Origin of the sequence: Virgibacillus necropolis (genome assembly GCF_044793635.1) — a bacterium.
Taxonomy (GTDB): Bacteria; Bacillota; Bacilli; order Bacillales; family Amphibacillaceae; genus Virgibacillus_F; species Virgibacillus_F necropolis_A.
In genome coordinates this window covers 3,168,848-3,194,064 of sequence record NZ_CP084992.1, presented here as the reverse complement: position 1 = coordinate 3,194,064, position 25,217 = coordinate 3,168,848, and the positions used below count along the sequence as shown (strand labels likewise).

Here is a 25,217-nt window from a genome sequence, read left to right as displayed (position 1 = left end):
AAAAAGTTCCTGCAAGAATTCAACAAAAAAAGACACCCACAATTGGATGCCTTATAGTTGTGCAGGAAAATAGTTCCTCACTTGTTCAAATGTGTCGTCTGTGAATATTTTTTTCCCATATTCTTCTAGATAATGAATGGTTACATCGGTGTCCTTACCAAACTCGAAAATCTTACTAATAACATCCTCTTGTTTGTCGTCATCCAACGATTCATCAATAAATTCGAGATAAAAGTAATAGTTATTATTAAAGTAGAATAGGCTATCCTGGAATGAATCCGTCTCATCCTGGAAATAATGGCTCAGCTGTATTACATCTTCAAAGTCATTAAATCTTAGGACAAGTGATAAATTGCCCTCTTCTTCGACTTCATTTTCTTCCGCATCTTTGTCAGTTGATTTACCAAATTTATTTTCTAACATATTCTCAATATCCTCATCTACAGATAAATCTATGGTTTTTCCATTCTCAGTGGACAACTCAATATTCTCACCGTTCTTGGAAACTTGAGCCTTCGTTACAATAATTTCTAGTCCTTTATCTAATGCTTGCACCTGTATCCAAAGAGGTCCATCTACATTAAAATCTTCTTTATAATTTACTTCATCCATCATTTGCCAGAATAATTGTTCACTACGTTCGCGATTGTACCAAATTTCCTCGCGTTCAAATCCTCGATCCTCAATGTCAACGTAGGATATATAAAACTTTACGGTATTATCATTGATTCTTTCTATTTCCATGGTATTTCTCTCCCTTCTATTAAATAGTTAGGTGGAAGAGACCATCTCACCCATACTTCTTTACTATTTAAATACCCGATTACCGACTTTTTTAACCCATTCATTGGTTGTATTGGTTTCTATATTGTCATTGTATGCTACAATGATACCTTTTGAAAATTAAAATGCCTATATATAGATAATTTAGTATTATATTTTAGATGATAAATGCTAATTTGTCACGTGCTTTTTTTAGGTGGTACATACAAAAACGCAGAACCTCCTTACTTCAGGTCTGCGTTTTTACTTTTATCGTTTTCCAACTAATTTCGCAAAAAATTAGTTTACCATACGTTGAGCCTCGCGTAGTTGAAATGTACGTACCGTTCTAGGTAAAAATCGTCTTATTTCATCTTCATTATAACCAACCTGTAGACGTTTTTCATCAAGTATAATTGGTCGTCGTAATAGCCCTGGATTTTGTTGAATCAAGTGAAATAAATCTTTCAAAGGCAATTGATCTATATTTACGTCTAACTTCTGGAAAACCTTAGAACGAGTTGAAATTATCTCGTCAGTTCCATCCTCTGTCATACGTAAAATTTCCTTGATTTCGTCTAATGACAATGGTTCGGAAAATATATTTCGTTCAGTGAACGGTATATCGTGTTCTTCTAACCATGCTTTTGCTTTTCTGCACGAAGTACAACTTGGTGAGGTATAAAGTGTTACCATAAAACTTCACTCCTCATTCTAATGTGATGGTTATTTCATGAAATTTGTATGACTTATTAGATTAAAATAAGTTTAAATAACCTATATGTAAAGTATACTACATTTGTCAAGCTGAAGGTAGAGTATATGATAAAAAAGTTAGGTTTTTTCACTCATGTTCATGAAATGTTTACAATTATATATAACATACCCCGAATCATTTTCAATTAAACCCATTAGCTGAAAATAATTTTCAAATTATAATATAGCAGCCCCCAAGAAATAATGAGGCTGCTTATTTCTTATGCCTTCTCAGTACTTTTTAAACTTTGTAAAATATCTTCAGAATCACGATCCGTATCATAGCTCAGCACTTCATCAACTGGCTGATACGATTGCCCGTAAATTTCTTCATCTTTATACGTATGAATTTGATCATACATATGCTTCATCTTCTCATAAATTACTTCTTCGGAATCATCATTAGGAGACCAATATAATATTTCCATAGGAGTCTCTTCATTTGTAGCAAGTGATCGGCGATTATATCCAATGGATTGTGCGTGGGTGAATCCCTCTCTTTGGTAAAAACGGAGGCGCTTTTCTGTATCTGTATCATCATAATCAACAGGCTCTACTTCCAAAATAATTGGTTTCCCTTTTTCTTTAAGTTTCTCCATTATTTTATGGCCAGTCCCCTGTCCTCTTGTTTCTGTAGATACCCAAACATAGTCAATAAAAATAAAACTGTCGAATTCAGCGAACATTAAAACATGATTAGGGCTTTCATCTTTGTAATAAATGTCCCCTTTTTCTTTGAGTAGCATGTCCATATGTTCCTTAGATTTCATTTCCTCTACAGGGAAATATTTGTTTAACTTTTCATACCAGTTCATTGATCTACTCCTTTGAGTTTTTTTGTGTAGCCGCATCCGTATTTCTTAAGTAGTCATCTCTATTATAACGAAGATTTTGTATTTTGTTAAATAACATATAAACAGGCACTATTATTTGTTTACCCCAATTCCCACTTTTTAATCTGAAATAGAAAAAACAGATCCCACTTGAGATCTGTTTTTTCTATTTAGTCAAGTGGTGTATAGTCCACATTGTTCGTGTAATCATTACTAGCATTCCAGATTAAGAATTCTTCTATTCCATGTTCTTTCAATGCTTTAATTTGCGCTTCCACTTCCGCCTTGCCATATTGTTTCGTTGCACCACTGTATAACCAAGGAGCTTCAAAATCTTGAATCCATGGCCTTGATGTTGGTGGATCCTCCAATTTTCCTAATACCTCATTTTCCACTTTCGCATACTCACTAACCAATTTATATGGCTGGGTATCTGGTTTTTCAATTCCAAAATATGACGTCCAATGACTCGGGTAAATCATAGATGAAATGACATCTACATTCTTGGAGATTTTCGTAAAGTTTTGCCCAATTCCAGGTGCCTCAGGAATAGTGGCAGCATAACCAAAAATGTCTACGGAAACATCTACTCCATAGTATTCTAACTCTTCTTTCGCATAAGAAACAAAGTCAGTTACAGCATTAACACGTCGTTGTACATTTTTGATACTTGAATCTTTATAATCGCCTAAACTGTAGTCAAGAATGTCATCATAATCCTCGAAGCCTTCTGGAAAACGAACATAGTCGAACTGAATCTCTTGGAACCCAAGCTCAGCAGCCATTTTTGCAATTTCTACATTGTATTTCCAAACTTCTTTTTGAAATGGACTTACAAATGCTTCTCCCTTTCCATTCGTCCATACCTTTCCATTTTTCTTGAATGACCATTCTGGGTGTTTTTTTGCAAGAACAGAATCTTTAAATACCACGATTCGTGCAATTGGATATATCCCTTTTTCTTCAAGTGATTCCAGCATTTTGCGTGGATCGTTTATGTAATTTATAGCGATATCTTCATATGGAGAACCTTTTTTTGGTTTAAATGTTAAATTGCCGTGATCTTCTTTTATGTCAATTACCATCGCATTCAAATCGGTTGTATCAACCAAGTTTACCAACTTATCAAAACGCTTCACACCTACTGACGGACCAGTAACATAAATCCCACGGACGGCATCTGGATATTCAAAATCAAGTCCAGCATCAAATGTAAAACGTTGCATTTTTTCACCTATATCTATTGGCTTCAGGCTTGTTTGTTTTTTCGTGTGATTTTGAACGGTATGTATTACTTTTTCATCGCTTGCAAATGCATTCATCGGCAAACCCATACTTAACAGGAGAATTCCTATAAGTGTCAAAAATCCAAGCTGTTTTTTCCCCATAAAATATCAATCTCCTAATCTTCGTTTGTTTCTATTATATAGGATAAAAACAAAAAAATGAACGCAAATTGTGTAATTAATGTCGAAAAAAGGCTTGTTTTTATTCGGGATTACTGTTGTCTTTTTATAATTAAGCATGTATAATAATCCAACTAAAATTTATATAAAATATCGTAAAATACTTGTTGGTAGTGTGTAGGATTAATCCTAATTTGGATCGTGGAAATTATAAAACAGTTAAAACGTTATTTCGTATTTAGATGATGAACCAGACAATTAGAATATGAAAAAAGTAAACAAGAACACTCATGACTTCCACGTGTTCTTGTTTACTTTCACAATTATATTAACAAACTTGTGTTTTAATCAGAACCAGTTATGAAAACAGATCCTTTCATATTCACTGAATTGTCACTTCAACAGTACGTACACCCCATTCTATTGCAGCTTGTTGGGTCGGGACATAAACATCAATTTTGTTACCATTAATTGCACTGCCAATATCGCCTGCTATTGCATAACCATATCCTTCTACATGAACGACTGAACCTAAGGGAATAAAGCTTGGATCGACTGCAATTACTTTTGCATTAGGATTTTCCCTAAGATCGATTCCGGTGTAGGTCACTCCTGAGCCTCCAGCACTTTCAATTGTATAAGCCGTTGCAGTAACGGTGAATGTTTCTTTGTCCGTATTGTCTTGTGGTTTCTTTTCTGTTTCATCTACTTTTTCTGCAACTTCTTTCTCCTTAACAGCTTTTGCTTTATTTTCATTTTCTTCCTTCGCAACAGTTTTTGATTTATTTTCTTTCAATTGTTCAGCTTGTGAAGCTTTTCTTGCTGCTGCCTCTGCAATATTTTGTTTTACGTCTGCTTCAAGCGAAGCAAGCTCTTTGTCTTCGCTTTGCAATTTATCTATTAATACAATAAACTCTTGCTGTTTCTTTTCTAATAACTTTCTCCGTTTTTCATTTTGTATCTTTTCTTCATTAATTTTCGCCAACGATTTCTCTTGTTCGACTTTCATTGTGTTTAACTCGTCGAGCTTCTCTAATGCAAGCTTTTGCTTTTCGGCTACTTTATGTATGTCACTTTCCAGGTTTTCTAACAAGGACGCATCGGACTCAGTAATTTTGTTAACCATGGTAACACGGCTTATAAAATCACCAAAACTTTGCGAACCAAATATAACTTCTAAATAACTTACCGAACCACCCGCCTTTTGATAAGAGGCAATTCGATTCTTTAGTAGTTCTTGGCGTTTTTCAATATCTGTCTCTAATTCCTTGACCTCATCTTGAATGATTCTAATTTCTTCTATTGTACTTGTAATGTTTTGTTTCGTTTTCTCTATCATATCTTGCTTTTCTTTTAATGATAGATTTACACGTTCAATTTCTTTATTCAATTCTTCTATTTCGTACATAAAGTTAGTAACCTGTTCATCCGCTTCTGATAAATCTTCTTTAACATTCTTGCGTTGTTCCTGAATGTTTTCTAAGTCTTCTTTTGTTTCTGCATAGCTGTTAATACCAAAAGATAAGCTTAAAACAATTGTAGTTGCTAAGGTAATTGCAGTTAATCTTCTTGTCAAGATTTTCCCCCGCTTCCTATTTCTATTAAAAAATCCAACATTTTATTCCAAAGTATATCACCTAAAATTTACACTGAAGTTAAGATAATGTTACAACTATATTTCATAGAGCTATATAATCGATGAAGTAACCTTGCCAATATTGGTAAGATAATAAGGGGGGCACCGCGGGCATATGTCATAAAACCACACAACTTTTTAATAAAAGAAGATTGTATGGAGTACATTATTTTGGAACTTACAATATGTAGCAGATAATAAAAAAAATCATAACTATCTACTCGATATTATAATCCAATAAATAAAACGCAGGGGATTTAAAAAACCTGCGTTTTGTAGTTAACTTAGGATAATCTAGATAATATATGAGGGGGCACGTATTGATATTTCTACATTAATTAAGGAAATAAAAGGATAAAATATTTACCCACTATCCATTGACATACCTTTTTAAATTTCATAGATAAGAAAACTTGAAACAGTCATGTAATGGGCATCCTTGCATTACACTAGAAGGTCATGATTGGAGAGAAGTTTTTTCCCACATTTCTCAAACTTTTCTCATAGTGGAACCGCCACTTTCATCATTTCAGCATGCTTGGCTAATTGATCTAACGACATTCTTGCCTTGTTTTGTCATACATCAAAGTCCAAATAGCAGGTGCAATCAGATTCGCACTAATGTTATATTTGCTCCATTGGCCTGCAAGAGGAGACAGTAACCATGCAGATACAGCATCTTCACCTAACATTCAGAGTGATTTGCCGACATTACCTTGAATCCTTGCGGAGTTAATTTCCAAAAAAAACTGACACCTTAGAAATCTGATTTCTCCATTTCTTCCAGTTGTTTATAAAGAATAAAACCCGGATTGATCCTCTGTTGCAAAAAAGCACGTACCTCTGCAACTGACATCCCTTCCTTTTTAGCTTCTAACATCAACTGTAACCATTCAGAATTAAGTTCCTTAACAAGTTTATTATCCAATCGTTGCGAATTCACAGCTATTATCTAGCTCCTTCCCCTTAAAACATTCATAAATTTATGTCTGATTTCATTTTATAAGGGAAAGGTTAAAAATAGGTTTAAATATTACAATTTTTTAATTTTTCGGACTAAACTTATACCCAAAACCTCTAATTGTCTGAATAAATGACGGATTTTCCGGTAATTTTTCAATTTTCCTTCGGAGGTTACTAATATGAACTTTTACTGTTTTATAATCACCTAATTTATCCTCGCCCCAAATTTGATCATAGAGTTGGTCAATTGAAAATACTTGATTTGAGTTTTTAACCAAGAATAAAAGGAGTTGCATTTCTTTTGTATACAACTGGATGGGTTCACCACTCCGATGAACCGTATAATTATCCATATTAATTTCCAAATCACCAAATCGTCGAATGGTCTGATTCGCATCAAAACGTCTTGCTGCTATCTCCTTCCTTCTTAAATGCGCCCTTACCCTAGCAAGAATCTCACCCGGGTCAAAAGGCTTTGTAATATAATCATCAGCACCTGCTTCCAGTCCAAAAATCCTATCTTCATATTCCCTTCTTGAACTCAAAAATATAATCGGAACATCCACGTTAAACGTCCGGATTTCCCTGCAAACTTTAAGTCCGTCTTTTCCAGGCAGGAGAATATCCAGAAGAATAAGATCAGGTGAATCTAGTTTGAAGGCTTCGAGTGCTTTTTTTCCATTATCCTTCATGATTACTTGGTATTCTTTTTCTAAATAAAGCTGAATTAAATGCCGGATTTCAGCATCATCCTCAACAATTAATATTTTTTCATTCCTCAAGACCGCTCCCCCTTCTGATCTTCCGGATTAAGCGGAAGAATAAAATGAAATATACTTCCTTCGCCGATTTTACTTTCGACCCATATATGACCTTGGTGGCATTCTATTATTTCCTTTGTAATGGAAAGACCTAAACCTGTATTTGTATCCTGCCCTGTACGTGCCTTTTCTTCCCGGTAAAAACGCTCAAAAATATGTGAAATCGAATCAACAGATATCCCCTTACCACTATCACTTATACTTACCTGTAAAAAGGAAACCTCCTCAGTTTGCGAGAATGATAATATTTCATTAAACAGAAGTTCTGGCAGTACTTTGGTTCTCTTTATATCAATGGCAATTAAACCAAACTTCTTCGTGTATCGAATTGCATTATTTGTGACTTCCAGTTCATATCCAGCAATAGACAAATGGCTTAACAGCACATGAACATTTACCGATTCATCATCTGCGATCAAAATTTTTCCAGGGGATACCTCGCCATTGGTATGTACTGCAATGTCATAGTTACTTTCTCCCGACAGCAGATTTTCCAATGGGTTTCTAATAATTTGCTGGGTCAAATGTTTCCTCCCTTCGTATATTGGAATGGAAAATGACACTGTTGTTCCTTCTCCCAGTATGGATTGAATCGTTATCTCTCCGCCATGCAATTCTACTAGCTGTTTCGTAATGCTAAGCCCCAAACCAGTACCAACGGACGCTCTATCTAATAGGTTAGTTCCTCTTTTAAAGCTATCAAAAATGTTTTCCATATCAACTTCTGAAATACCTATCCCAGAGTCTTTAATAGATACCGTTATTTTCTTTTCTTCTGCCTCTGCAGACAGAACAACATCTCCCATATCCGTATACTTCATTGCGTTTCCTATTAAATTATACATAATTTGCTGAAGCCGATTTTTATCAGCAGCTACAGGTGGGACTGTATCTGGAATCAGATTTTTAATCGTAATCGGTTTATTAACTGAGGCTGAAGAGACTGCAATCGTAACTTCAGCTAAATCTTTTAATTTGACCGAATCAATTTCCAAATCCATCTCATGATATTTCAGCTTCGAAGCATCCAGGAGATCATTAATTAAATGTGTCAGTCTGCTCCCACTGGAAATAATTAAAGAAAGATTATGTTTTATCCGTTCATCCACTTCTTCCGTGTCCCGTAATGATTCGGCAATTCCGATTATACCATGCAGTGGCGTTCTAAATTCATGGGAGGTATTTGCTAGAAATTCGTCCTTAATTTGATTGGCTTGTTTTAAATGTTTGACAGAAAGTTCCTGGCTCTTTCGTGCATTTTGTTCGGCAGATTCTTTTTCCAGACGTAAGCGTTTAATTTTCTCCGCCAGTGCGAGGGAAAATAAAATAATTTCCGCTCCTGACCCCAATTGTGATGCATATTTCGTGACAAATGTAATTGGTATCAGCCCCATATCGGCAAAAGAACTAACCGCAACACCAATCAAAAAGGTTATCCATCCGAAAAAGAAGTATTTTGATGGTTGATATCCTTTTTTCCAACACAATACTGCCGCAGAGGTCACAATACCAATTACACCAATCGTTGCTACCATAATTAAATTTAGTGCCGTCTCATAATCAACCAATAAAATACCGATTAAAATCGGTTGTAAGAGAACATACCAATTTATCAGTTTATGTAATTTTGGTGTATATACTTTTGTATTAAGAAATGATTTGGTAAATATTAATGCACTGATATTCGCGCCTGCCATAAAAAATAAAATAGCACGATTATTCCACCAGGGCATTTCCGGCCATATATATTGATAGGATAGTCCATTTAACGTAAAGTGAACAAGCATAATGGACAAGATAAATAGGACATACCATAGATAGCTTGATACTCGAAGTGAACCATACAAAAAGAGATTATAAATAATCATAATAAGTCCGAATCCAAAATATAGACCGAGAAGAATATACTCTAGTAAACTTTTTTGATAAAATTCCTCCCCTGACCAAAGTGTTACCGGTAATTGCATCGATCCATCACTTTTAACTTTTAAAAAGTAAGTTTTCACCTCTCCTGGGGGAGCCTCCAGCTTATAGATAAAATTACGATGATGAATTTCTCTTGACGAGAACGGTAATAAATCTCCCGTTTTACTTAAACGAAACCCACCATCTTGTGTCGGTGTATAAAGACTTACCAAATCATGGGGAGGATAAGCTACTTCCAACAGCCATTCATCGATGGAAGATCTGTTATCGAAGGTCATACGAATCCAGTAAGTTGATGACTTATAGCCATAGCTTGGAACATTGCCATCATATCGGAAAAATTGATCGTCTAGCGAACCACTCACAACATCCTTAATATCCCATGTGCTATCCTTGTCCTCCAGCAGTTCCATAAAAGTGCCTAAAGGATAACTTTCCTGCCCTTGTTCTAATTGTATAACTGCGGAGGCCTTCACACTATAAAAGGGAAATAAGAACAATACGAAAAAAACTACAGTCCCCACTGTAAGAGCACGTATGTTGTCCACCACCTCTATGTACTTTTCTATAAGACTATCATACTAGGTATTCAAAATTAACACAACTTTCGGATTTTTGTAAATTAGATACATTAATTGAAGTTATCGAGGTTGGAATAGAAAATTATTTTCATATTCACTGCTAAATGCCACTTATTATACTTGCCAAACAACTCTACAAGTTTTAAAAACATTCTAATATAAAAATTTCCCTTTCTATAAATATGCAATTGAGTTCGGAACAATACCTTTTGTGCTTGATTTTAGCAGGTGATATAATATATAATTATACAAAATTAGTATCTATAGTGATGAATAAGGCGCAGTACAATTTCCCTCTGGATTTTAGAGAGCTTGTGGTTGGTGAAAACAAGCACCATGGTAAATTGGAATTGGACTTAAGAGCTATATAATTGATGAAGTGATCTTGCCAATAATGGTAAGATAATAAGGGTGGCACCGCGGTTCATTCGTCCCTTGCTTAAGGGGATTGATGGGCTTTTTTTGATGCCAAAATATTCCTTTACTATTCTATATTGATGGAGGAAAACAAGATGAACACAATTTTTTCAGGCATTCAACCGAGTGGAACACTTACAATTGGTAATTACATTGGGGCAATGAAGCATTTTGTTCAATTACAGAATGAGCACAATTGTTATTTCTGTATTGTTGATGAGCATGCGATCACGGTACCACAGGATCGCCTTAAGCTTCGTAACAATATTCGTTCGCTAGCTTCGTTGTATCTCGCTGCAGGCATTGATCACGAAAAAGCAACATTATTTATTCAATCAGAGGTACCAGCACACACGCAGCTAGGTTGGATCTTACAATCAATTAGCTATACTGGCGAGTTGGAAAGAATGACGCAATTCAAGGATAAATCAAAGGGAAAAGAGGCTGTATCAGCAGCACTTTTGACATACCCACCATTAATGGCTGCGGATATTTTACTATATAATACGGACATTGTTCCTGTTGGGGATGATCAAAAACAACATCTCGAGCTTAGCCGGAACTTAGCACAGCGATTTAATAACCGATTCAATGATATTTTCACAATTCCTGATATTAGCATGCCAGAAGTCGGTGCACGTATTATGTCCTTACAAGAGCCAACAAAGAAAATGAGTAAATCTGATGAAAATGAAAAATCATTCATTTCAATGCTGGATGAACCGAAAAAAATCGAGAAAAAGATTAAAAGTGCTGTGACAGACTCAGAAGGTATTGTTAAGTTCGACAAAGAAAACAAACCTGGTGTTTCAAACCTGATGACTATACTTGCGAGTTGTACAGATAAGTCCATCAAGGATATTGAGGCTGAATACGTGGATAAAGGTTATGGCGATTTTAAAGCAGGTGTTGCTGAGGCAGTTATTAACGTATTAGCACCTATCCAGGAACGCTATAACGACTTGATTAACTCCGATAAACTAGATGATATTCTTGATGATGGAGCGAATCGAGCGGCAACGGTTGCCAATAAAAATCTTGCAAAAGCTAAAAAGGCAGTGGGACTAGGCCGAGTTAAAAAATAAGGCCCTTTTCATACGCATTGTTGCTTTTTCATTTCCATAGTTGATATTAAACTGCGAAGTAACCAAAAATCATGTTCAGTGCTCTGCGACCGCTACGGAAAAATCACTACGCTTTCCGCGGGCTTGCGCTGAGCCTCCTCGATCGCAAAGAACGCTCACTGCGGGGTCTCATCACTTCGCTTTCCCGCAGGAGTCTCCGTGTTTTTCCTTCGCTAATATGGTGTCTGAAAGCAGTACCATATAGCTCCTTTCACTATTATGGCAGTTGATTGGAGCGGAGGACAGTTGACTCCTGCGGGAACAGCACGAGTCTGAAGACCCCGCAGCGGTGGTCTTCCGCGAGGAGGCTGAAGCCGTGCCCGCGGAAAGCAACGGTCCGCAGCGGAAATCAACCAGCAGTTACGTCGTAGTTTATATCTATTCTCTCAAAAGCAACAATCTTTACGAAAACAGCCAAAAATAAAAACAAGACAGTAAGGAATTTTGCTTTCCTTACTGTCTTGTTTTTTAATTTCAGTTTGGCCGTTAATTAAAACGGAGATATCGGGCATCAGCCCTCATCCTAATTCTGTTTCGATGGTTTTCCTTCTTGTACCTGCTCGAGTTCCCAGAGTTTTTCCAAAAACGGCTGGCCTTTGATTAACTTTTTGCACAGATTCTCATGCTCTGCACTCCAACCTTGTCTCAGTCCATCATACAAAACCTGCCATATTTTACCTGGATCCATAAAGCGGATATATCCATATTTTTTTGGATCCCATTCTGTGAGCCAATAGCGTAACTCTTCATGATTATTCGTCGTACGTAATTGGTCTAGAGCCATCATGAGTAACTGTTTAAGCTGTCTTTCTCTACGTGTCAATCCATAAATCAATTCAGGTTCCATAGATAGAATGTGGTATTCTTTTTCTTTCATTTTTTCATCGAGTTTAAAGCTTTGCGGTTTTACACCCGCAATCATGTCAAACACTTGCTGCTCTTGTCTCGGGATTAATCTACTTTTTCTAATAGGGATCTGATAACCAATTGTATCAAAGGCGATGATGTCTTTACCATCTGTTACAATGCAAGCATAGTCCAATACGATACGTTCCTGTCCTTTTCGAATATATGCACGTTTACAAATAAGGTCTAATAAAGCTTTAGGTAGGTCATGCATATTATTCTCGATGTAGCGATACAGATCTGTGTTTATGTATAGTAATGGGACTTGATCAAGCAATTCAATTCCGTCTTCTTTACGCCATTCGTGGAAGAAACAAACACTATAACCATTTTCTTCGCCTTCGAACCAATTAACCCAAACATCATGTAAATATAACATTGAAAACCCTCACTTTGTATGCCACCTTTTAAGATACATTATGACCAGGTTGCTTAGAAAATATTCGATTGATATCTAGATTTTTCCTATTAATTAGGATAGCGATATAAAGCAATTATCATTAAAATAAAACCAATTGGTAAAAAATAACACTCAGGCCGAGTGAAAATGTAAGTAAAGAACTCTGCCCATGCTAGTCCTGCCGGAATAAAATTCATATATGTTATGAGTACTACCCCTCCAGCAACAGCTAGTCCAAACCCCAATAAAAATAAAAAGATTGATAACATCTTTTTCCCACCCATACTTGTCCAATTTTTTATAATGTATGCGAAACTATTAAAAAAAATGATTGATACAAGATAGAATTAATAGAAGTACCCCGAGTCTCTGCACAAATTAGAAAACTTGGCTTATCGCCAAGCCTTAGTTGCACTTATGCAGTAAGAAACTTTCTTAACTACCAAAAAAGGCCAACCAATTAAGGTCGGCCTCTAAAGCTTTTTCTAATATTTTTTAAATAGTAATGCGACATTGTGTCCGCCGAACCCAAGAGAATTACTCAGCACGACATTAACATCTTGTTTTCTTGCTTCATTCGGAACATAATCCAAATCACAATCTTCATCTGGCGTCTCATAATTTGTGGTTGGCGGAACCACGCCATCCGTAATTGATTTAACGGATATGACAGATTCTATTCCACCTGCCGCTCCTAGTAGGTGTCCTGTCATAGACTTAGTCGATGAAATCGCAACTTTATTTGCATGGTCACCAAGCACTTGCTTAATCGCCATTGTTTCAAATTTATCGTTTAATTCCGTACTAGTTCCGTGTGCATTAATATAATCTACTTCTGATGGCTCTATACCAGCATCATTAATTGCCTGCTGCATGGCGCGAGCCGCACCTTCTCCACCTGGCGCCGGTGCGGTGATGTGATGTGCATCACCAGTAGAACCATACCCAACAATTTCCGCGTAGATATGAGCTCCACGCTCTAGTGCTGATTCTAACGATTCAAGAACTAGTATGCCAGATCCTTCACCCATGACAAATCCATCACGATGTTCATCAAAAGGTCTGCTAGCTGTTTTTGGATCTGGATTTGTTGATAACGCTTTTGCAGAAGAAAATCCTGCAAACGCCATATTTGTAATCGGCGCTTCTGCTCCACCTGTGATAATATAATCGGCGTCACCACGTTGAATTACCTTGAACGAATCTCCAATGGAGCTAGCACCTGATGCACAAGCAGTGACTGAGCAAGAATTAATTCCTTTTGCCCCTAGTTGAATTGAAACTTGACCAGCAGCCATATCAGGGATTAACATCGGTACAAAAAATGGGCTAACACGCTTGTAACCGCGCTCTAAAAATTTGTTATGCTGTTCTTCATACGTGTCCATTCCACCAATACCAGAACCTATCCAAACACCAACTCGGTCAGCATTTGAGTCGTTTATATCAAGCCTCGCATCCTCAACAGCCATTTTAGCTGCAGCAACAGCATATTGTGTGAAACGATCCATCTTACGCGCATCTTTTTTCTCCATATATAAAGTTGGATCAAAGTCCTTTAATTCCGCGGCTACAGTTGCTGGGAAATCGTCTTTATTCACTCTTGTTACCGTATCAATTCCTGAATTACCTGAAACAATATTATCCCACATACTAGATACATCATTACCAACCGGGCTAACTGCACCTAATCCAGTTATTACAACTCTTCTTGCTTCCATTTACTTACTCCTCCTATTACACGTACATATTATGTTATTTTCCCCACCGTAAGGCAACTGCACCCCAAGTTAATCCGCCACCGAATCCAACCATTACGATTAAATCATTATCTTTAATTTTGCCACTTTTAACTTCTTCAGATAACGCAATCGGTATTGAAGCTGAGGATGTATTACCATATTTCTTAATGGATGTAGCCATTTTATCTTCCGGAATACCTAATCGTTCTCGGGCAGCATTCATAATACGAATATTCGCCTGATGTGGAATAAGGTAATCAACGTCCTCTTTATTGTATCCAATCTTTTCTATCACATTTACGGAAGACTGAGGCATCTGTCTTACAGCAAACTTGAATACTTCACGGCCGTTCATAATAAGGTGTTTATTTTCATCTTGATATAAATGTTTCCCACCAGATCCGTCAGATCCTAATTCAAACGACAAAATCCCTTTATCTTCTGAAACCTCTCTAACAATTGTTGCCCCAGCACCATCACCGAATAACACACATGTATTTCGGTCATCCCAATTTGTTATTTTGGATAGCTTCTCTACACCAACTACTAATGCAGTTTTGTATGTCTTCGTTTCGATAAATTGTTTTGCAGTTATTAATCCATACATAAACCCAGAGCACGCTGCACCAATATCCATTGAAGCTGCTGTACCTACTTCTAGTCTATCCTGCAAACAATTCGCTACAGAAGGAAAAGGTGTATCTGGAGTTACAGTCGCGACGACGATAAGATCGATTTCGTCCGGAGTAATGCCCGCCTCTTCAATGGCTTGTTGCGCTGCAAAATAAGCCATATCAGAAGTATCTATGTCGTCCCCAGCAATTCTTCTTTCTTCAATTCCTGTTCTTGTTCTGATCCATTCATCACTTGTATCAACTATTTTTTCCATATCTTTATTGGTAACTACATTGGTTGGAACATAATGACCTGTACCTAATATGCCAACATTCATCTTTCCATCCCCTTAAAAATGTTTTATTATCAATTATTATGACTTGGTACTAATTTTAATGCATTCCAACCATACTTGCAAGCTTGTAAAACCCAAGTTCCCAAGTGGCGATTGTTTACAGGTTTCTTATTCATTCGGCAATAGTGCAGTTTTCTTATATTCTTTTATTATGTCTTCTATTTTCTCTTGATAGTCCTCTGGTACAACAGGACTAAATTCACCAAGAGAAATCACATCGTCTTGAAAATCAAAAACTAAGATATCCCCCTCAAGCTCGTCCTCATTAAACTTTTCCGCCGCTAATGTATACAGCTTGTCCACATGTTGAACAGTACTAGTTAGCACTGTTTCTTTATCGATATAAGATTGATCTGATACGTAACCAATCGCATACAAGCCATCCTTACGTGCCCGTTTAATAACATTACCACTGTACGAGTCGCCTGTTGGATAAAAAACATCAACGTCCTGGTCTTCCATTCTTTCATACATCTTTAATGCAGTGTCCTGATCGCTCCAATCCTTGACGTAATCAATATGTACCTGAGCCTCTGGATTCTCATACATTACGCCTTCATAAAAACCCTCTATTTCAGGCTGCCATTCATACGCAGCGATAATTCCAATATGATTTGTATCTGACATTTTCCCTGCTACCATCCCACCAAAGAAACCCATGGCATGGGAATTAAAATTTAAGCTGGTTACATTTTCTGCATGATAACCACCATTAAAATAAACAAACTGTACATCGGGAAAAGATTTCGAAATGTTTATAAAGTATTTTCCATAAATACTACTATGTCCAAAGATTAAATTTACGCCATTATTTACAAATTCATCTACAGCTTCTGTTACTTCTTGTTGGGTCTTAATACCCTCTTTATAAAAGACATTGACATCAAATTTTTTCTCTATTTCCTGCAAGCCTTTATAGCCTTTTTGCCCCCATGCTTGGTCATCAATCGAACCTTCCACTAACATACCCACATTTTGAATTTGTCCGGTACCAACGTAATTGTTACAACCCGTTATGATTAGAAAGCCTGATATGATAAGGAATATAGCGAATAGTTTCTTCAATGTTTGCACTTCCAATCCGTATAAATCATTGCTTCAAAAGCTTACACTTATACTAATTGTACCGTTTTAACGCGTAGCAGTAAACGAAATCTATTTTTACGTTTATGTTACATTTTATAATTTTTAATTTTTTTATAATGCTTAATTAGGTTTTCTATCTGATCATCTATAGGTCTATTTCCCCTAATGTAAAGTTGTTTTTCAAGTGTATCTTCTTTTATTTGCAAGTTTTTGTTTTTTGTTAACGAGATATTGTTAGGCAAATCCGGAACCTTCAACCATTGCATGAAGCAATCCACAAAGTCATTAATATATATTGCCTCTTCTTGAAATCGAGTAGAATAGAATTCAATATACTGTTTATTAACATACACGCCTTTTTCGTCCATTGGCATCCATTCACCGAATAGTAATGGTAATTCAATATTGATGGAGTTAGGCTTATCTATATCTTTTCCAAAATTAAATGTTTTTAATGCCTGAATAGGTTGCTTACTTTCATGAAATAAAACTGCATCGGAGTATTTCGTATCCTTGATTGCATTCTCATTACTATATAATGTAAATGAACTATTTCTGCCTAGCATTAAGGATAATTCTTCTTCACTCTCTGAAGATATATCTGCTACTCCATCTACTTGATAATCATTTTCTATTAATCGATTAACAATATGAAACCCAATCCAATGCAAACAATTCGTTACACATATCGTCATATATACCAACCTTCTTAACGTGTATTTTTATACCTTTTACCGATTTGACTTTATACCTGCTTAAAATCCAATTAAAAACGCTTTTCATTTCATCAAGTATTTGATAAACTATTTAAGGAATGTAGAAAAAAATGAGGTGTTATCTATGCGGTTCATCTGGACATTTATTTGGTCTTTACTTCTTAGTAGTGTTCTTTCCTATATCTTAACAAGTATGGGTGGAACTCCGTTTAACTTTATGCATACACTAGTGCTTTCCATTATCCTTACAATAGCAGTATTCACATTGTCTGAAGGAGTACTTAGGGAAGACAAGGAAGCATAAGCGATAAGTTTATCAAACGTAATTTTAAACCCTTGCCTTCATAGAATTGGCAAGGGTTTTGTTTTTTCATACTTTAATACCAAGGTAAAATACTTAATGCTGTCAGGGCTGCAAGCGGTAGAATAAGTCTGTTGAATCTTCTTCTAGGTCGATAACCATAATGTCCGTAATCGGGATAACCGTATCCATATCCAAATTGGCGGTCTTCACGAAACGGCTGATTATCCCCCTGTTCGATGGGTACTGCAAAATAAACATACTCATCATCTAACCCAGTTATAATACCATCGATCTTTCTTCCATCACTCGTTTCAGCAAGCACATAAGCATGCATATGTTTTTTACATAAATCATGTATATGATGGTGATTGTTATTCCTATTCATATTCATCCTCCTCACCAACTAGACTATTCAGTTCGTTACGTGGGCGTGATAGAAGTCTAATAAAAAATGGATAAAAAAATTTCTAGCGATGACAGCTAGAAATTTTTTTATCCATTAACCCCCACTAACTGGTGGGATAAAAGCGACAACATCTCCACTTTTAATGACAGTATCTTCTTCAGCATATTCTTCGTTGATTGCGGCCATGGCATGATCAATGTTATCTAAGTTGTATTCGTTAAGATAGTTCGCTTTTAGTTCCTTAACTGTTATCCCATCTGCCTCAATTACGATTTTTTCCTTACCGACCGCTTCCTGTAGCTCTGCAAAAAATAGCACATTAATCATTGCGCATATCCTCCTCTGTGGGAATGTTCTCTTTATAGGAAGTGTTTTCCTTTTGATCACCAATCCAAAGCGTGCCATTCTCCCAGTGTTCTTTTTTCCAAATAGGAACGATTTCCTTAATCCGTTCAATCGCATATCGACTTGCTTCAAATGCATCATTTCGATGTGGGGTTGATACAGCGATAACTACTGCAATATCAGATATGTCTAATCGTCCTACTCTGTGAACAATTGATGTTTCGGTATTTTCCCAGTTAGTAGCGATTTCTTCACCAATTTGGGCAAGCTTTTTTTCGGCCATTGACACATAGGCCTGATATTCCAAATACAAAGTCCGTTTACCTTTTGTAAACTCACGAACAGTTCCGATAAATGTATTAATAGCCCCCGCTTCTGCGTGCGTCACCTTTGTTACACAATCATTTAAATCTATAGCCTGATCTGTAATCCAAAATTGTTTATCCATTCTAACACCTTCAATTGTTTATTATGTATGTGGCAAATTGGGTGATGTGCTCGCTCACCTTTGTTAAATCAAACGTCGGATATCTTATATCTCCCAGTAACGAACTGTCCAATGAACCTACTGCAATTATATTGGAAAGCTCGTCTAAAAGCGATATATCCTCAAGATTTTTTAATAAAACAATTTTAGGATAGTTCGCATGTTTATAGCCCTCAATTAATAAAAGTTCAATTGAAAGTGACGTGTACATATCAATTAGTTCATCCAACGGCAGATTATGTAAGGTAAGCTGCGTTATTGACTCCCCTTGTACTCCGCTAATTAATGAACCTGATTCGAAATGGGAAAAGCTATCAGTATCTTTATATAAAGGGATATCCCCACCATGACCATGATGCTTTAATGCTCCAACCTTCAGCTTCTGTTCTGAAAATTGCCGAATAAGGTGGTTCATTAATGTGGTCTTTCCTGAATTTTTATATCCAACTATTTGGATTATCTTTGTCATATGTATTCCCTCATTTTCCCCTCTATGTAAGACAAATCAACGAGATAATATATCCACCTATTGATATTTAAATCCTAAAAACCGACTAATATTGTGAATTAAAAAAAGGGCCGATCCATTTAATATGAACCAACCCGTTTTCACTGTACTGATGTACATAATCAGCCACGTCCAGCTTCAGCGCCCATTGCCTAGTGCCCTTCCGGCACCTCCTTGCGATAAGTCAACATCGGTTCGCTTACGCTCACCGTGTTTCCTTTTCACTTTTTCACAGCATAAGATTCACTTTGACTTTCGCCATTACTGGCGATAAGTCTAGTTCATCTAATCTCATACGGAGCCGTCCAGGGCATACGTCAATGAACGGGCGCTTACGCTTTTGTTTCTCAATCTGGAATTCCTAATGCGATTTTTGCATAACGGGACATTTTATCTTTACCCCATGGCGGACTCCATACAATATCAACTTTGACTTCTTTTACTTCCGGAATGTCGGATACTGCATGTTTTACATCCTGTTCAATATGAGCAGCAAGTGGACATCCCATTGCTGTTAGTGTCATTGTAACAGTACAAAGCCCATCATCGTCCAAATCCACATTATATATTAGGCCAAGATTGACAATGTCAATACCAAGCTCTGGGTCAATTACGTTCTCTAGTGCACCAATCAAATTGTCTTTTAACGCCTCTTCCATGACTCAAACCTCCCTCATTATTCCTATTTATTATTTAAACATATTTTTACGTTTTTTTAAATGATTAGCCTCGTCTAGCTCCTAAATTTGTCGGAAATGTTCAAGACTTTACAGATGCTTGTCAAACCATTTCACCGTCTCCAGAATAGCATAACGACTAACTTTATGCCCTTGATTGGGTTGGTTCAAAAATTGAATGTCATCTTTGTTTTGATATAGTTCTCGCGCTTTTTCATGAAATGTAAACGAATGATCGAACGGAACAACTGAATCATCTTCACCATGCCAAAATAACAGTGGACGATTATTTAATTTATCCATTTGCTCGGACAAATCATATTGTTTCAATGACTCGAATAAATAATTGATCATTTCATCAGTAACAGGCAAATCACCCATCCGTTTAAAACTACTGACTAATGTCTTAGCATAAGTTGTAATTTTTGGAGATCCCATGAGAACTGCAGCTACCTTTATCCAAGGATATTGTGTAAGGGTCGCTGATGTTGTTATTCCACCCATACTTGTTCCAGCAATGCCGAAGCGGTCATCCAATAATAATTTTTCATTTTGTAAAACGTCGTAAATTTCTTTTGTTTCATGAACATTCTGCATAACAATATCCCAAAACGATATTTGTTTTTTAATAGCTGATATCTCAATTTCACGTTCTCCATGATATTCACTGTCCGGTAATACGACACGGAATCCTTTTTCAGCTAATAAGTATGCAAGTGGTAAATTATGTTCTTTTGCACTTGTAAAACCATGATGGTATAAGACGACAGGTAATGATTCGTTTTCCTTGCTCGCTTCTACAATTACTAATGCTGGAATTTTATTGAATTTTCTGTTACTTACCCCAATCATCGAACAATTCTCCTTATTAATATATTTATTTCATCATAATCCTGATTTAGTATAATTTGCAAGTATCAGACAATATTATCCTTTACATTACCTACTTTCCCTTATAAACTAAGTGTAATACGAGGTGAAGCTTATGGAAAATAAACGACATTTAATAGCATTAGATTTAGATGGAACGCTATTAACAGACAATAAAGAAATAAGTGAACGGACGAAACAAACAGTTCTTAAAGCAATTGATGCTGGACATATTGTTGTAATTGCAACAGGCAGGCCACATCGCGCAAGTATTACTTACTACCATAGCCTGGGACTTGATACACCAATGGTTAACTTTAATGGTGCGCTAATCCATCATCCAACCGATGACAAATGGGATGCTTTACATAATCCTATGCCAATTCGAACTGCACATAAAATTATTGAAGCTTGTTATGACCTTAATGTACATAACATTTTGGCCGAAGTAAAAGATGAAGTGTATCTTGATCAGTACGATGAAAAGATCATCAGTATTTTTCAATCCACACAAAATGACCCACCATTTACAATTGGTAGCTTAAAAAATGAATTAAAAGAAGATCCTACATCATTGCTTATCCATCCGAAAGAAGAGAATATAAAAGGGATTCGCAACCATCTAAATGATTACCATGCTGAATTAATCGAGCATCGTAAATGGGGTGCTCCTTGGAATATCATTGAAATTGTAAAAAAAGGCATGAACAAAGCAGTTGGCCTAGACAAAGTTGCTTATTATTTTGATATCCCTCAAGACCGGATTATTGCTTTTGGGGATGAAGATAATGATTTGGAAATGATTGATTATGCAGGTGTTGGTGTAGCAATGGGTAATGCAATTGATGAATTAAAAGCTGTTGCTAAACATGTTACTAAAACCAACGAAGAAGATGGGATTGGCATTTTTCTTGAGGAATATTTAAATCTTGAAGTTAAAACAACTTAATTTTTTTCTGTAATTTTCCATCAATATAAAAAGAATAACCGACCATACTATAGGTGAGCGCATCAAGCGTTCACTTTCTTATTTTGTTGGGAGGATTTACTTTGAGCAAACAAAGCAAATCAAAACGTTTTACTCACCAGGGTGCAACTTCCGTCAAACAGCACGCCGAACGTTTTCCTTATAAATCACGGTTTAGTGATGCAGAACGTAAAAAAGAGGAAGCGGACGACCACACAGTAGGAGGGTTTTAGATGCCAAACAATCTTTTTCAACAAGCTAAAAATGCCGTCTCAAGCTTAGCCAACATGCAAGGTCAAGCTAGTCAACAAGAAAAACAAGCAGCACACAATGCTGTTCAGTCTGCATATGCTGATTGTTCACCAGAAGAAAAACAACAATTGCAACAATTAGAACAGCAGCTGAAAACGAAGAACCAATCAAGCTAATCACCAGGATTTTTTGAAATCCAATCCGTTTAACGGTTGTATACGATTTCTCATTAATTGATTATATTATTTCGGAAATTAATGCAAACGTGCCTCCACCTTTTCCGGGTGGAGGTTTTTATGCTAATATAGACATAAGTAAAGATATATAGGAGGGATTATCAATGGGAGTAAGGGCAGAAGCGACACCAAATCCGAATGCACTGAAATTCACAACAGATAAACTAATTTTTGAAGGTGACAGCAGTATTTCTGTAATGCCTGGGAACACAAGTGAACATGAAATATTAAATGATTTAATGAAACTTGACGGTGTTGATAATGTATTTGGTTATCAAAATTTCATCACAGTGAATAAACAGTTTGACGCAGAATGGGACAATCTTTCCCCTCGCGTTCAGGAAATATTTGAACAATACGGTTATTAATACATAGGATGGACAGCATTAGATTGCTGTCTTTTTTATTAGGAAAGAAAGTATAAAATATTAACATTAATTATTTTGGTCACCATGTAGGGCCACGTCCAGCTCCAGCGCCCAGCGACTAGTGGATTTCCTTTACCTCCTTACGATAAGTCAACATCGGTTCGCTGACACTTACCGTGTTTCCTTTATCTCATACGGTTCAGTCCAATCCATACGTCACTATACGGGCGCTTACGCTTTTGTTCTATATTTACGAAAAAAAGCGCAATTCATTTTACAGAATTGCACAGTAGTTTATTTACTAACGCCAGCGTAATGAAATGTATAACCGGCAGCAATCCATATCGGCTACTTGTGATGTAAATTCTAGCCTTAAGCCATCCGGATTATAATTAATATCCACTTCTGAAGTAACCCCGATAGAATGAATCAAGCGTTTTACCTCATCGATATCTGAAGTTTGTGCAGCGTACATTAATTCAGCGTCAAATTCCTTTGACTCAGATAATTTATCAAGAACCATGCTGGCTTCTTTCATGAGTTTTTTTGATTCATTCGCTGATTGATACAAAAGATTAGGATCCACATCTGGATACTGGCGAACTGGCCAATAAAAGACGGGATAGTAATTAGGGTGATATGAATAATACATGAACAAGATTCCCTCCCTGAAAAGTACATACAATAAATTATATGTACAAATGCTGATTTCTGGGAATGAAATTTTTTCACAAAAATTGCCCTCTAACGCAAAAAACACATGACATTTCATTCAGAAAAAGCCATGTGTTTTTCTATATAGTTAATGATCTCGTCTAAAGAAACCGAATATGCCTGTTGTTTGAACAATATTGGTAAACGCGTTTGGATCAATTTCACCAATGATTCTTTCTAAATCGTACAACTCATATCTTGTGATTACAAGATACATCATATTTTTGTCTTCTTTTGTATAAGCACCTTTTGCAGGAATGATCGTAATTCCGCGCACCATTTTATTATGAATGGCTCTTTGTAATTCATCTGCTTTGTGCGTAATAATCATTGCAGTAATTTTTTCGTGACGCGTATGAAGTGCATCGATTACACGAGTTGTTACATACAATGTCAGCAGGGTGTACAATGCGTTTTCAGGCTTATACAAGACACCAGCCATAGCAATAATTATTGCGTTTAGTATTAAAAAATAAGATCCAATTGGTTTATCCTTCATTCGGGATAACACCATCGCTACGATATCCATACCACCTGTGGATGCACCTAGCTTTAATGTAATACCTACACCTGTACCACCAATAACACCACCGAACACGGCGTTCAATATAATGTCCTGTGATAATTCAATAACCGGTAATACTGTTAGAAATAAAGTGGTAAAAGCAACAGAAATCGCACTATAAACAGTGAACCCCTTCCCTACCTTAAACCAACCTAAAATTGCGACCGGAATATTAAGAATGAATAAGAGTATACCAGTACTAATCCCAATTCCGAGGAAATCATTGAATACACTTGAAATAAGTTGGGCCGCACCCGTAAATCCGCTTGCATATACATTAGCCCCAATTAGAAAGAAATTTAATGAAATGGCATTTAGTAACGCACCGAATATGACAATAAATATACGTTTTGCTTCGAATAAAAACATGGTTACCTCCTTTTGCAGTTGCAGTTGAACTATATAAATTTACATAGATAGTATTAGAAATATTTCGTGAATATACTTTGACTATCCTTCGCTCTAGCCTTAAACTAAAAGAAATACAAGTCTACAGGAATGAAGGTGAATCAAGTGAATGTAAAAATACTAGCAGATACAGCATGCGATTTGTCAAAATCTCATTATAACGAATTTGATATTGAAATGGTACCATTAACTGTTCAATTAGATGAAAAAGAATATGAAGATGGAATCAACATTACTCCAAAAACGATTTATGATGCCATGCGAGATGGCAAAAGTCCCAAAACATCACAGGTTTCACAACAAGCATTTAAAACTATTTTTACATCTTATGCCGAAGCAAATCAACCTTTAATTTATTTAGCCCTATCATCAGAGCTTTCAGGCACATTTCAAGCTGCGAAAATCGTAGAACAGGAAATTAAAGAAGATTATCCTGACGCCCCCATTCATGTGATTGATACAAGATGTGTATCACTCGCCCTTGGACTAGTTGTGATTCGTGCCGCTCAGCTTGCACAAAATGGTGAATCTGTTGACGAAATTCTTGAAATGGCTGCGTACCATGCTGAGCATATGGAACATATCTTTACCGTTGACGATTTGGAATACTTATACCGAGGTGGACGAGTTAGTAAAACCGCTGCCTTTGTTGGTACTTTATTGAAAATTAAACCAATCTTACATGTAGATAACGGCAAATTGGTTCCTTTAGAGAAAATTCGTGGTTCCAAAAAGCTGTTAAATCGAATCCTCGAGATCATGGAAGAACGTGGTAAGGACCTTTCCAATCAAGCGATAGGGATAAGCCATGGTGATGATTTGAAAACTGCTGAAAAACTTGCTGAATTGATAAAAGAAAAGTTTAATCCAAAAGAAATTCAGATTGAAATGGTAGGTTCGGCAGTAGGCTCACACGCTGGACCCGGAACGCTCGCACTATTCTTTTTAAATAGCGAAAATAAATAAGGTTAGAAGCTGGGTCACATGTGGTGGTCCAGCTTCTTTACTAAGTATATAACCAATATTCCACAAAACCCTGTAACCTAATCCTGTTTAAGTCGTCTA

General features: G+C 36.4%; 29 protein-coding genes and 1 other annotated feature. Of the genes, 7 read left to right on the top strand and 22 right to left on the bottom strand.

The window, feature by feature from the left end; translation table 11 throughout:
- Positions 1 to 51: 51 nt before the first annotated feature.
- The 8 genes from mecA to LG329_RS15580 all read right to left on the bottom strand — a co-directional run bounded on the left by mecA (position 52) and on the right by LG329_RS15580 (position 9,516).
- Positions 52 to 744 (bottom strand): adaptor protein MecA, encoded by a 693-nt coding sequence (mecA, locus tag LG329_RS15615; RefSeq protein WP_404451746.1) that lies wholly within the window; start codon positions 742 to 744, stop codon positions 52 to 54.
- Positions 745 to 1,062: 318 nt separating this feature from the next.
- Positions 1,063 to 1,458, bottom strand: a complete 396-nt coding sequence (gene spxA / locus LG329_RS15610) for a transcriptional regulator SpxA (protein ID WP_404451745.1) — start codon at positions 1,456 to 1,458, stop codon at positions 1,063 to 1,065.
- 281 nt (positions 1,459 to 1,739) lie between these two features.
- Positions 1,740 to 2,333, bottom strand: a complete 594-nt coding sequence (locus tag LG329_RS15605; protein WP_404451744.1) for a GNAT family N-acetyltransferase — start codon at positions 2,331 to 2,333, stop codon at positions 1,740 to 1,742.
- Between the two features lie 188 nt (positions 2,334 to 2,521).
- Positions 2,522 to 3,739 carry a putative glycoside hydrolase gene (locus LG329_RS15600; RefSeq protein ID WP_404451743.1) on the bottom strand — a complete coding sequence of 406 codons (1,218 nt, stop codon included), beginning with the start codon at positions 3,737 to 3,739 and terminating at the stop codon, positions 2,522 to 2,524.
- 400 nt (positions 3,740 to 4,139) lie between these two features.
- On the bottom strand, positions 4,140 to 5,333 hold the full coding sequence (locus LG329_RS15595) for a 3D domain-containing protein (RefSeq protein WP_404451741.1): 1,194 nt from the start codon (positions 5,331 to 5,333) through the stop codon (positions 4,140 to 4,142).
- 817 nt (positions 5,334 to 6,150) lie between these two features.
- A complete protein-coding gene (locus LG329_RS15590; protein WP_404451740.1) occupies positions 6,151 to 6,336 on the bottom strand; it encodes an anti-repressor SinI family protein in 186 nt (61 codons plus the stop codon).
- Positions 6,337 to 6,436: 100 nt separating this feature from the next.
- Positions 6,437 to 7,138 (bottom strand): response regulator, encoded by a 702-nt coding sequence (locus LG329_RS15585; RefSeq protein WP_404451739.1) that lies wholly within the window; start codon positions 7,136 to 7,138, stop codon positions 6,437 to 6,439.
- Positions 7,135 to 9,516: a 7TM diverse intracellular signaling domain-containing protein gene (locus LG329_RS15580; protein ID WP_404451738.1), complete on the bottom strand. Its 2,382-nt coding sequence runs from the start codon at positions 9,514 to 9,516 to the stop codon at positions 7,135 to 7,137. Before LG329_RS15580 ends, LG329_RS15585 begins: the two co-directional genes overlap by 4 nt.
- Positions 9,517 to 9,944: 428 nt before the next feature.
- Positions 9,945 to 10,123 (top strand) — a binding site (T-box leader).
- Between the two features lie 73 nt (positions 10,124 to 10,196).
- On the opposite strand from LG329_RS15580, the gene trpS reads away from it, so the two are divergent.
- Entirely contained in the window at positions 10,197 to 11,186 is a 990-nt protein-coding gene (gene trpS, locus LG329_RS15575) for a tryptophan--tRNA ligase (protein WP_404451737.1), read from the top strand.
- 562 nt (positions 11,187 to 11,748) lie between these two features.
- On the opposite strand, the gene LG329_RS15570 is transcribed toward trpS, so the two are convergent.
- The 6 genes from LG329_RS15570 to LG329_RS15545 form a co-directional block, all read right to left on the bottom strand.
- Complete coding sequence (locus tag LG329_RS15570) at positions 11,749 to 12,510, bottom strand: YjbA family protein (RefSeq protein WP_404451736.1); 762 nt, start codon at positions 12,508 to 12,510, stop codon at positions 11,749 to 11,751.
- Between the two features lie 89 nt (positions 12,511 to 12,599).
- Positions 12,600 to 12,800, bottom strand: a complete 201-nt coding sequence (locus tag LG329_RS15565) for a hypothetical protein (protein ID WP_404451735.1) — start codon at positions 12,798 to 12,800, stop codon at positions 12,600 to 12,602.
- A 216-nt stretch (positions 12,801 to 13,016) separates the two neighbouring features.
- Positions 13,017 to 14,252, bottom strand: coding sequence for a beta-ketoacyl-ACP synthase II (gene fabF, locus LG329_RS15560; protein WP_404451733.1), 1,236 nt, complete (start codon positions 14,250 to 14,252; stop codon positions 13,017 to 13,019).
- A 34-nt stretch (positions 14,253 to 14,286) separates the two neighbouring features.
- Positions 14,287 to 15,225, bottom strand: a complete 939-nt coding sequence (locus LG329_RS15555) for a beta-ketoacyl-ACP synthase III (protein ID WP_404451732.1) — start codon at positions 15,223 to 15,225, stop codon at positions 14,287 to 14,289.
- 126 nt (positions 15,226 to 15,351) lie between these two features.
- Positions 15,352 to 16,317: a BMP family ABC transporter substrate-binding protein gene (locus LG329_RS15550; RefSeq protein ID WP_404456715.1), complete on the bottom strand. Its 966-nt coding sequence runs from the start codon at positions 16,315 to 16,317 to the stop codon at positions 15,352 to 15,354.
- A gap of 98 nt (positions 16,318 to 16,415) precedes the next feature.
- Positions 16,416 to 17,024, bottom strand: coding sequence for a hypothetical protein (locus tag LG329_RS15545; protein ID WP_404451731.1), 609 nt, complete (start codon positions 17,022 to 17,024; stop codon positions 16,416 to 16,418).
- A gap of 145 nt (positions 17,025 to 17,169) precedes the next feature.
- Here LG329_RS15545 and LG329_RS15540 point away from each other — a divergent pair, with 145 nt between their 5' ends.
- Positions 17,170 to 17,349 carry a DUF2929 family protein gene (locus LG329_RS15540; protein ID WP_404451730.1) on the top strand — a complete coding sequence of 60 codons (180 nt, stop codon included), beginning with the start codon at positions 17,170 to 17,172 and terminating at the stop codon, positions 17,347 to 17,349.
- 73 nt (positions 17,350 to 17,422) lie between these two features.
- Here the strand turns inward: LG329_RS15540 and LG329_RS15535 are convergent, their stop codons facing one another.
- The 6 genes from LG329_RS15535 to yjfP form a co-directional block, all read right to left on the bottom strand.
- On the bottom strand, positions 17,423 to 17,734 hold the full coding sequence (locus LG329_RS15535) for a hypothetical protein (RefSeq protein ID WP_404451729.1): 312 nt from the start codon (positions 17,732 to 17,734) through the stop codon (positions 17,423 to 17,425).
- A gap of 114 nt (positions 17,735 to 17,848) precedes the next feature.
- Positions 17,849 to 18,082 (bottom strand): molybdopterin converting factor subunit 1, encoded by a 234-nt coding sequence (gene moaD / locus LG329_RS15530; protein ID WP_404451728.1) that lies wholly within the window; start codon positions 18,080 to 18,082, stop codon positions 17,849 to 17,851.
- Complete coding sequence (locus tag LG329_RS15525; protein ID WP_404451727.1) at positions 18,075 to 18,548, bottom strand: molybdenum cofactor biosynthesis protein MoaE; 474 nt, start codon at positions 18,546 to 18,548, stop codon at positions 18,075 to 18,077. The genes moaD and LG329_RS15525 overlap by 8 nt, the downstream gene beginning before the upstream one ends.
- Before the next feature lie 10 nt (positions 18,549 to 18,558).
- Positions 18,559 to 19,056: a molybdopterin-guanine dinucleotide biosynthesis protein B gene (gene mobB, locus LG329_RS15520; RefSeq protein WP_404451726.1), complete on the bottom strand. Its 498-nt coding sequence runs from the start codon at positions 19,054 to 19,056 to the stop codon at positions 18,559 to 18,561.
- A 386-nt stretch (positions 19,057 to 19,442) separates the two neighbouring features.
- Entirely contained in the window at positions 19,443 to 19,754 is a 312-nt protein-coding gene (locus LG329_RS15515) for a metal-sulfur cluster assembly factor (RefSeq protein ID WP_404451725.1), read from the bottom strand.
- A 108-nt stretch (positions 19,755 to 19,862) separates the two neighbouring features.
- Positions 19,863 to 20,624: an esterase gene (gene yjfP, locus LG329_RS15510; RefSeq protein ID WP_404451724.1), complete on the bottom strand. Its 762-nt coding sequence runs from the start codon at positions 20,622 to 20,624 to the stop codon at positions 19,863 to 19,865.
- Between the two features lie 133 nt (positions 20,625 to 20,757).
- Here yjfP and LG329_RS15505 point away from each other — a divergent pair, with 133 nt between their 5' ends.
- The 4 genes from LG329_RS15505 to LG329_RS15490 all read left to right on the top strand — a co-directional run bounded on the left by LG329_RS15505 (position 20,758) and on the right by LG329_RS15490 (position 22,465).
- Positions 20,758 to 21,591 (top strand): Cof-type HAD-IIB family hydrolase, encoded by an 834-nt coding sequence (locus tag LG329_RS15505; RefSeq protein WP_404451723.1) that lies wholly within the window; start codon positions 20,758 to 20,760, stop codon positions 21,589 to 21,591.
- Between the two features lie 101 nt (positions 21,592 to 21,692).
- Positions 21,693 to 21,842 (top strand): hypothetical protein, encoded by a 150-nt coding sequence (locus LG329_RS15500; protein ID WP_168927239.1) that lies wholly within the window; start codon positions 21,693 to 21,695, stop codon positions 21,840 to 21,842.
- On the top strand, positions 21,843 to 22,037 hold the full coding sequence (locus tag LG329_RS15495) for a DUF3813 family protein (RefSeq protein WP_404451721.1): 195 nt from the start codon (positions 21,843 to 21,845) through the stop codon (positions 22,035 to 22,037).
- A 164-nt stretch (positions 22,038 to 22,201) separates the two neighbouring features.
- Positions 22,202 to 22,465 (top strand): NifU N-terminal domain-containing protein, encoded by a 264-nt coding sequence (locus tag LG329_RS15490; RefSeq protein WP_404451720.1) that lies wholly within the window; start codon positions 22,202 to 22,204, stop codon positions 22,463 to 22,465.
- A gap of 301 nt (positions 22,466 to 22,766) precedes the next feature.
- Here LG329_RS15490 and LG329_RS15485 read toward each other — a convergent pair whose 3' ends face one another.
- Positions 22,767 to 23,117 carry a hypothetical protein gene (locus LG329_RS15485; RefSeq protein WP_404451719.1) on the bottom strand — a complete coding sequence of 117 codons (351 nt, stop codon included), beginning with the start codon at positions 23,115 to 23,117 and terminating at the stop codon, positions 22,767 to 22,769.
- Between the two features lie 150 nt (positions 23,118 to 23,267).
- Complete coding sequence (locus LG329_RS15480; RefSeq protein ID WP_404451718.1) at positions 23,268 to 24,113, bottom strand: YitT family protein; 846 nt, start codon at positions 24,111 to 24,113, stop codon at positions 23,268 to 23,270.
- 144 nt (positions 24,114 to 24,257) lie between these two features.
- On the opposite strand from LG329_RS15480, the gene LG329_RS15475 reads away from it, so the two are divergent.
- Positions 24,258 to 25,118: a DegV family protein gene (locus LG329_RS15475; protein ID WP_404451717.1), complete on the top strand. Its 861-nt coding sequence runs from the start codon at positions 24,258 to 24,260 to the stop codon at positions 25,116 to 25,118.
- The last annotated feature ends 99 nt before the right edge of the window (positions 25,119 to 25,217 follow it).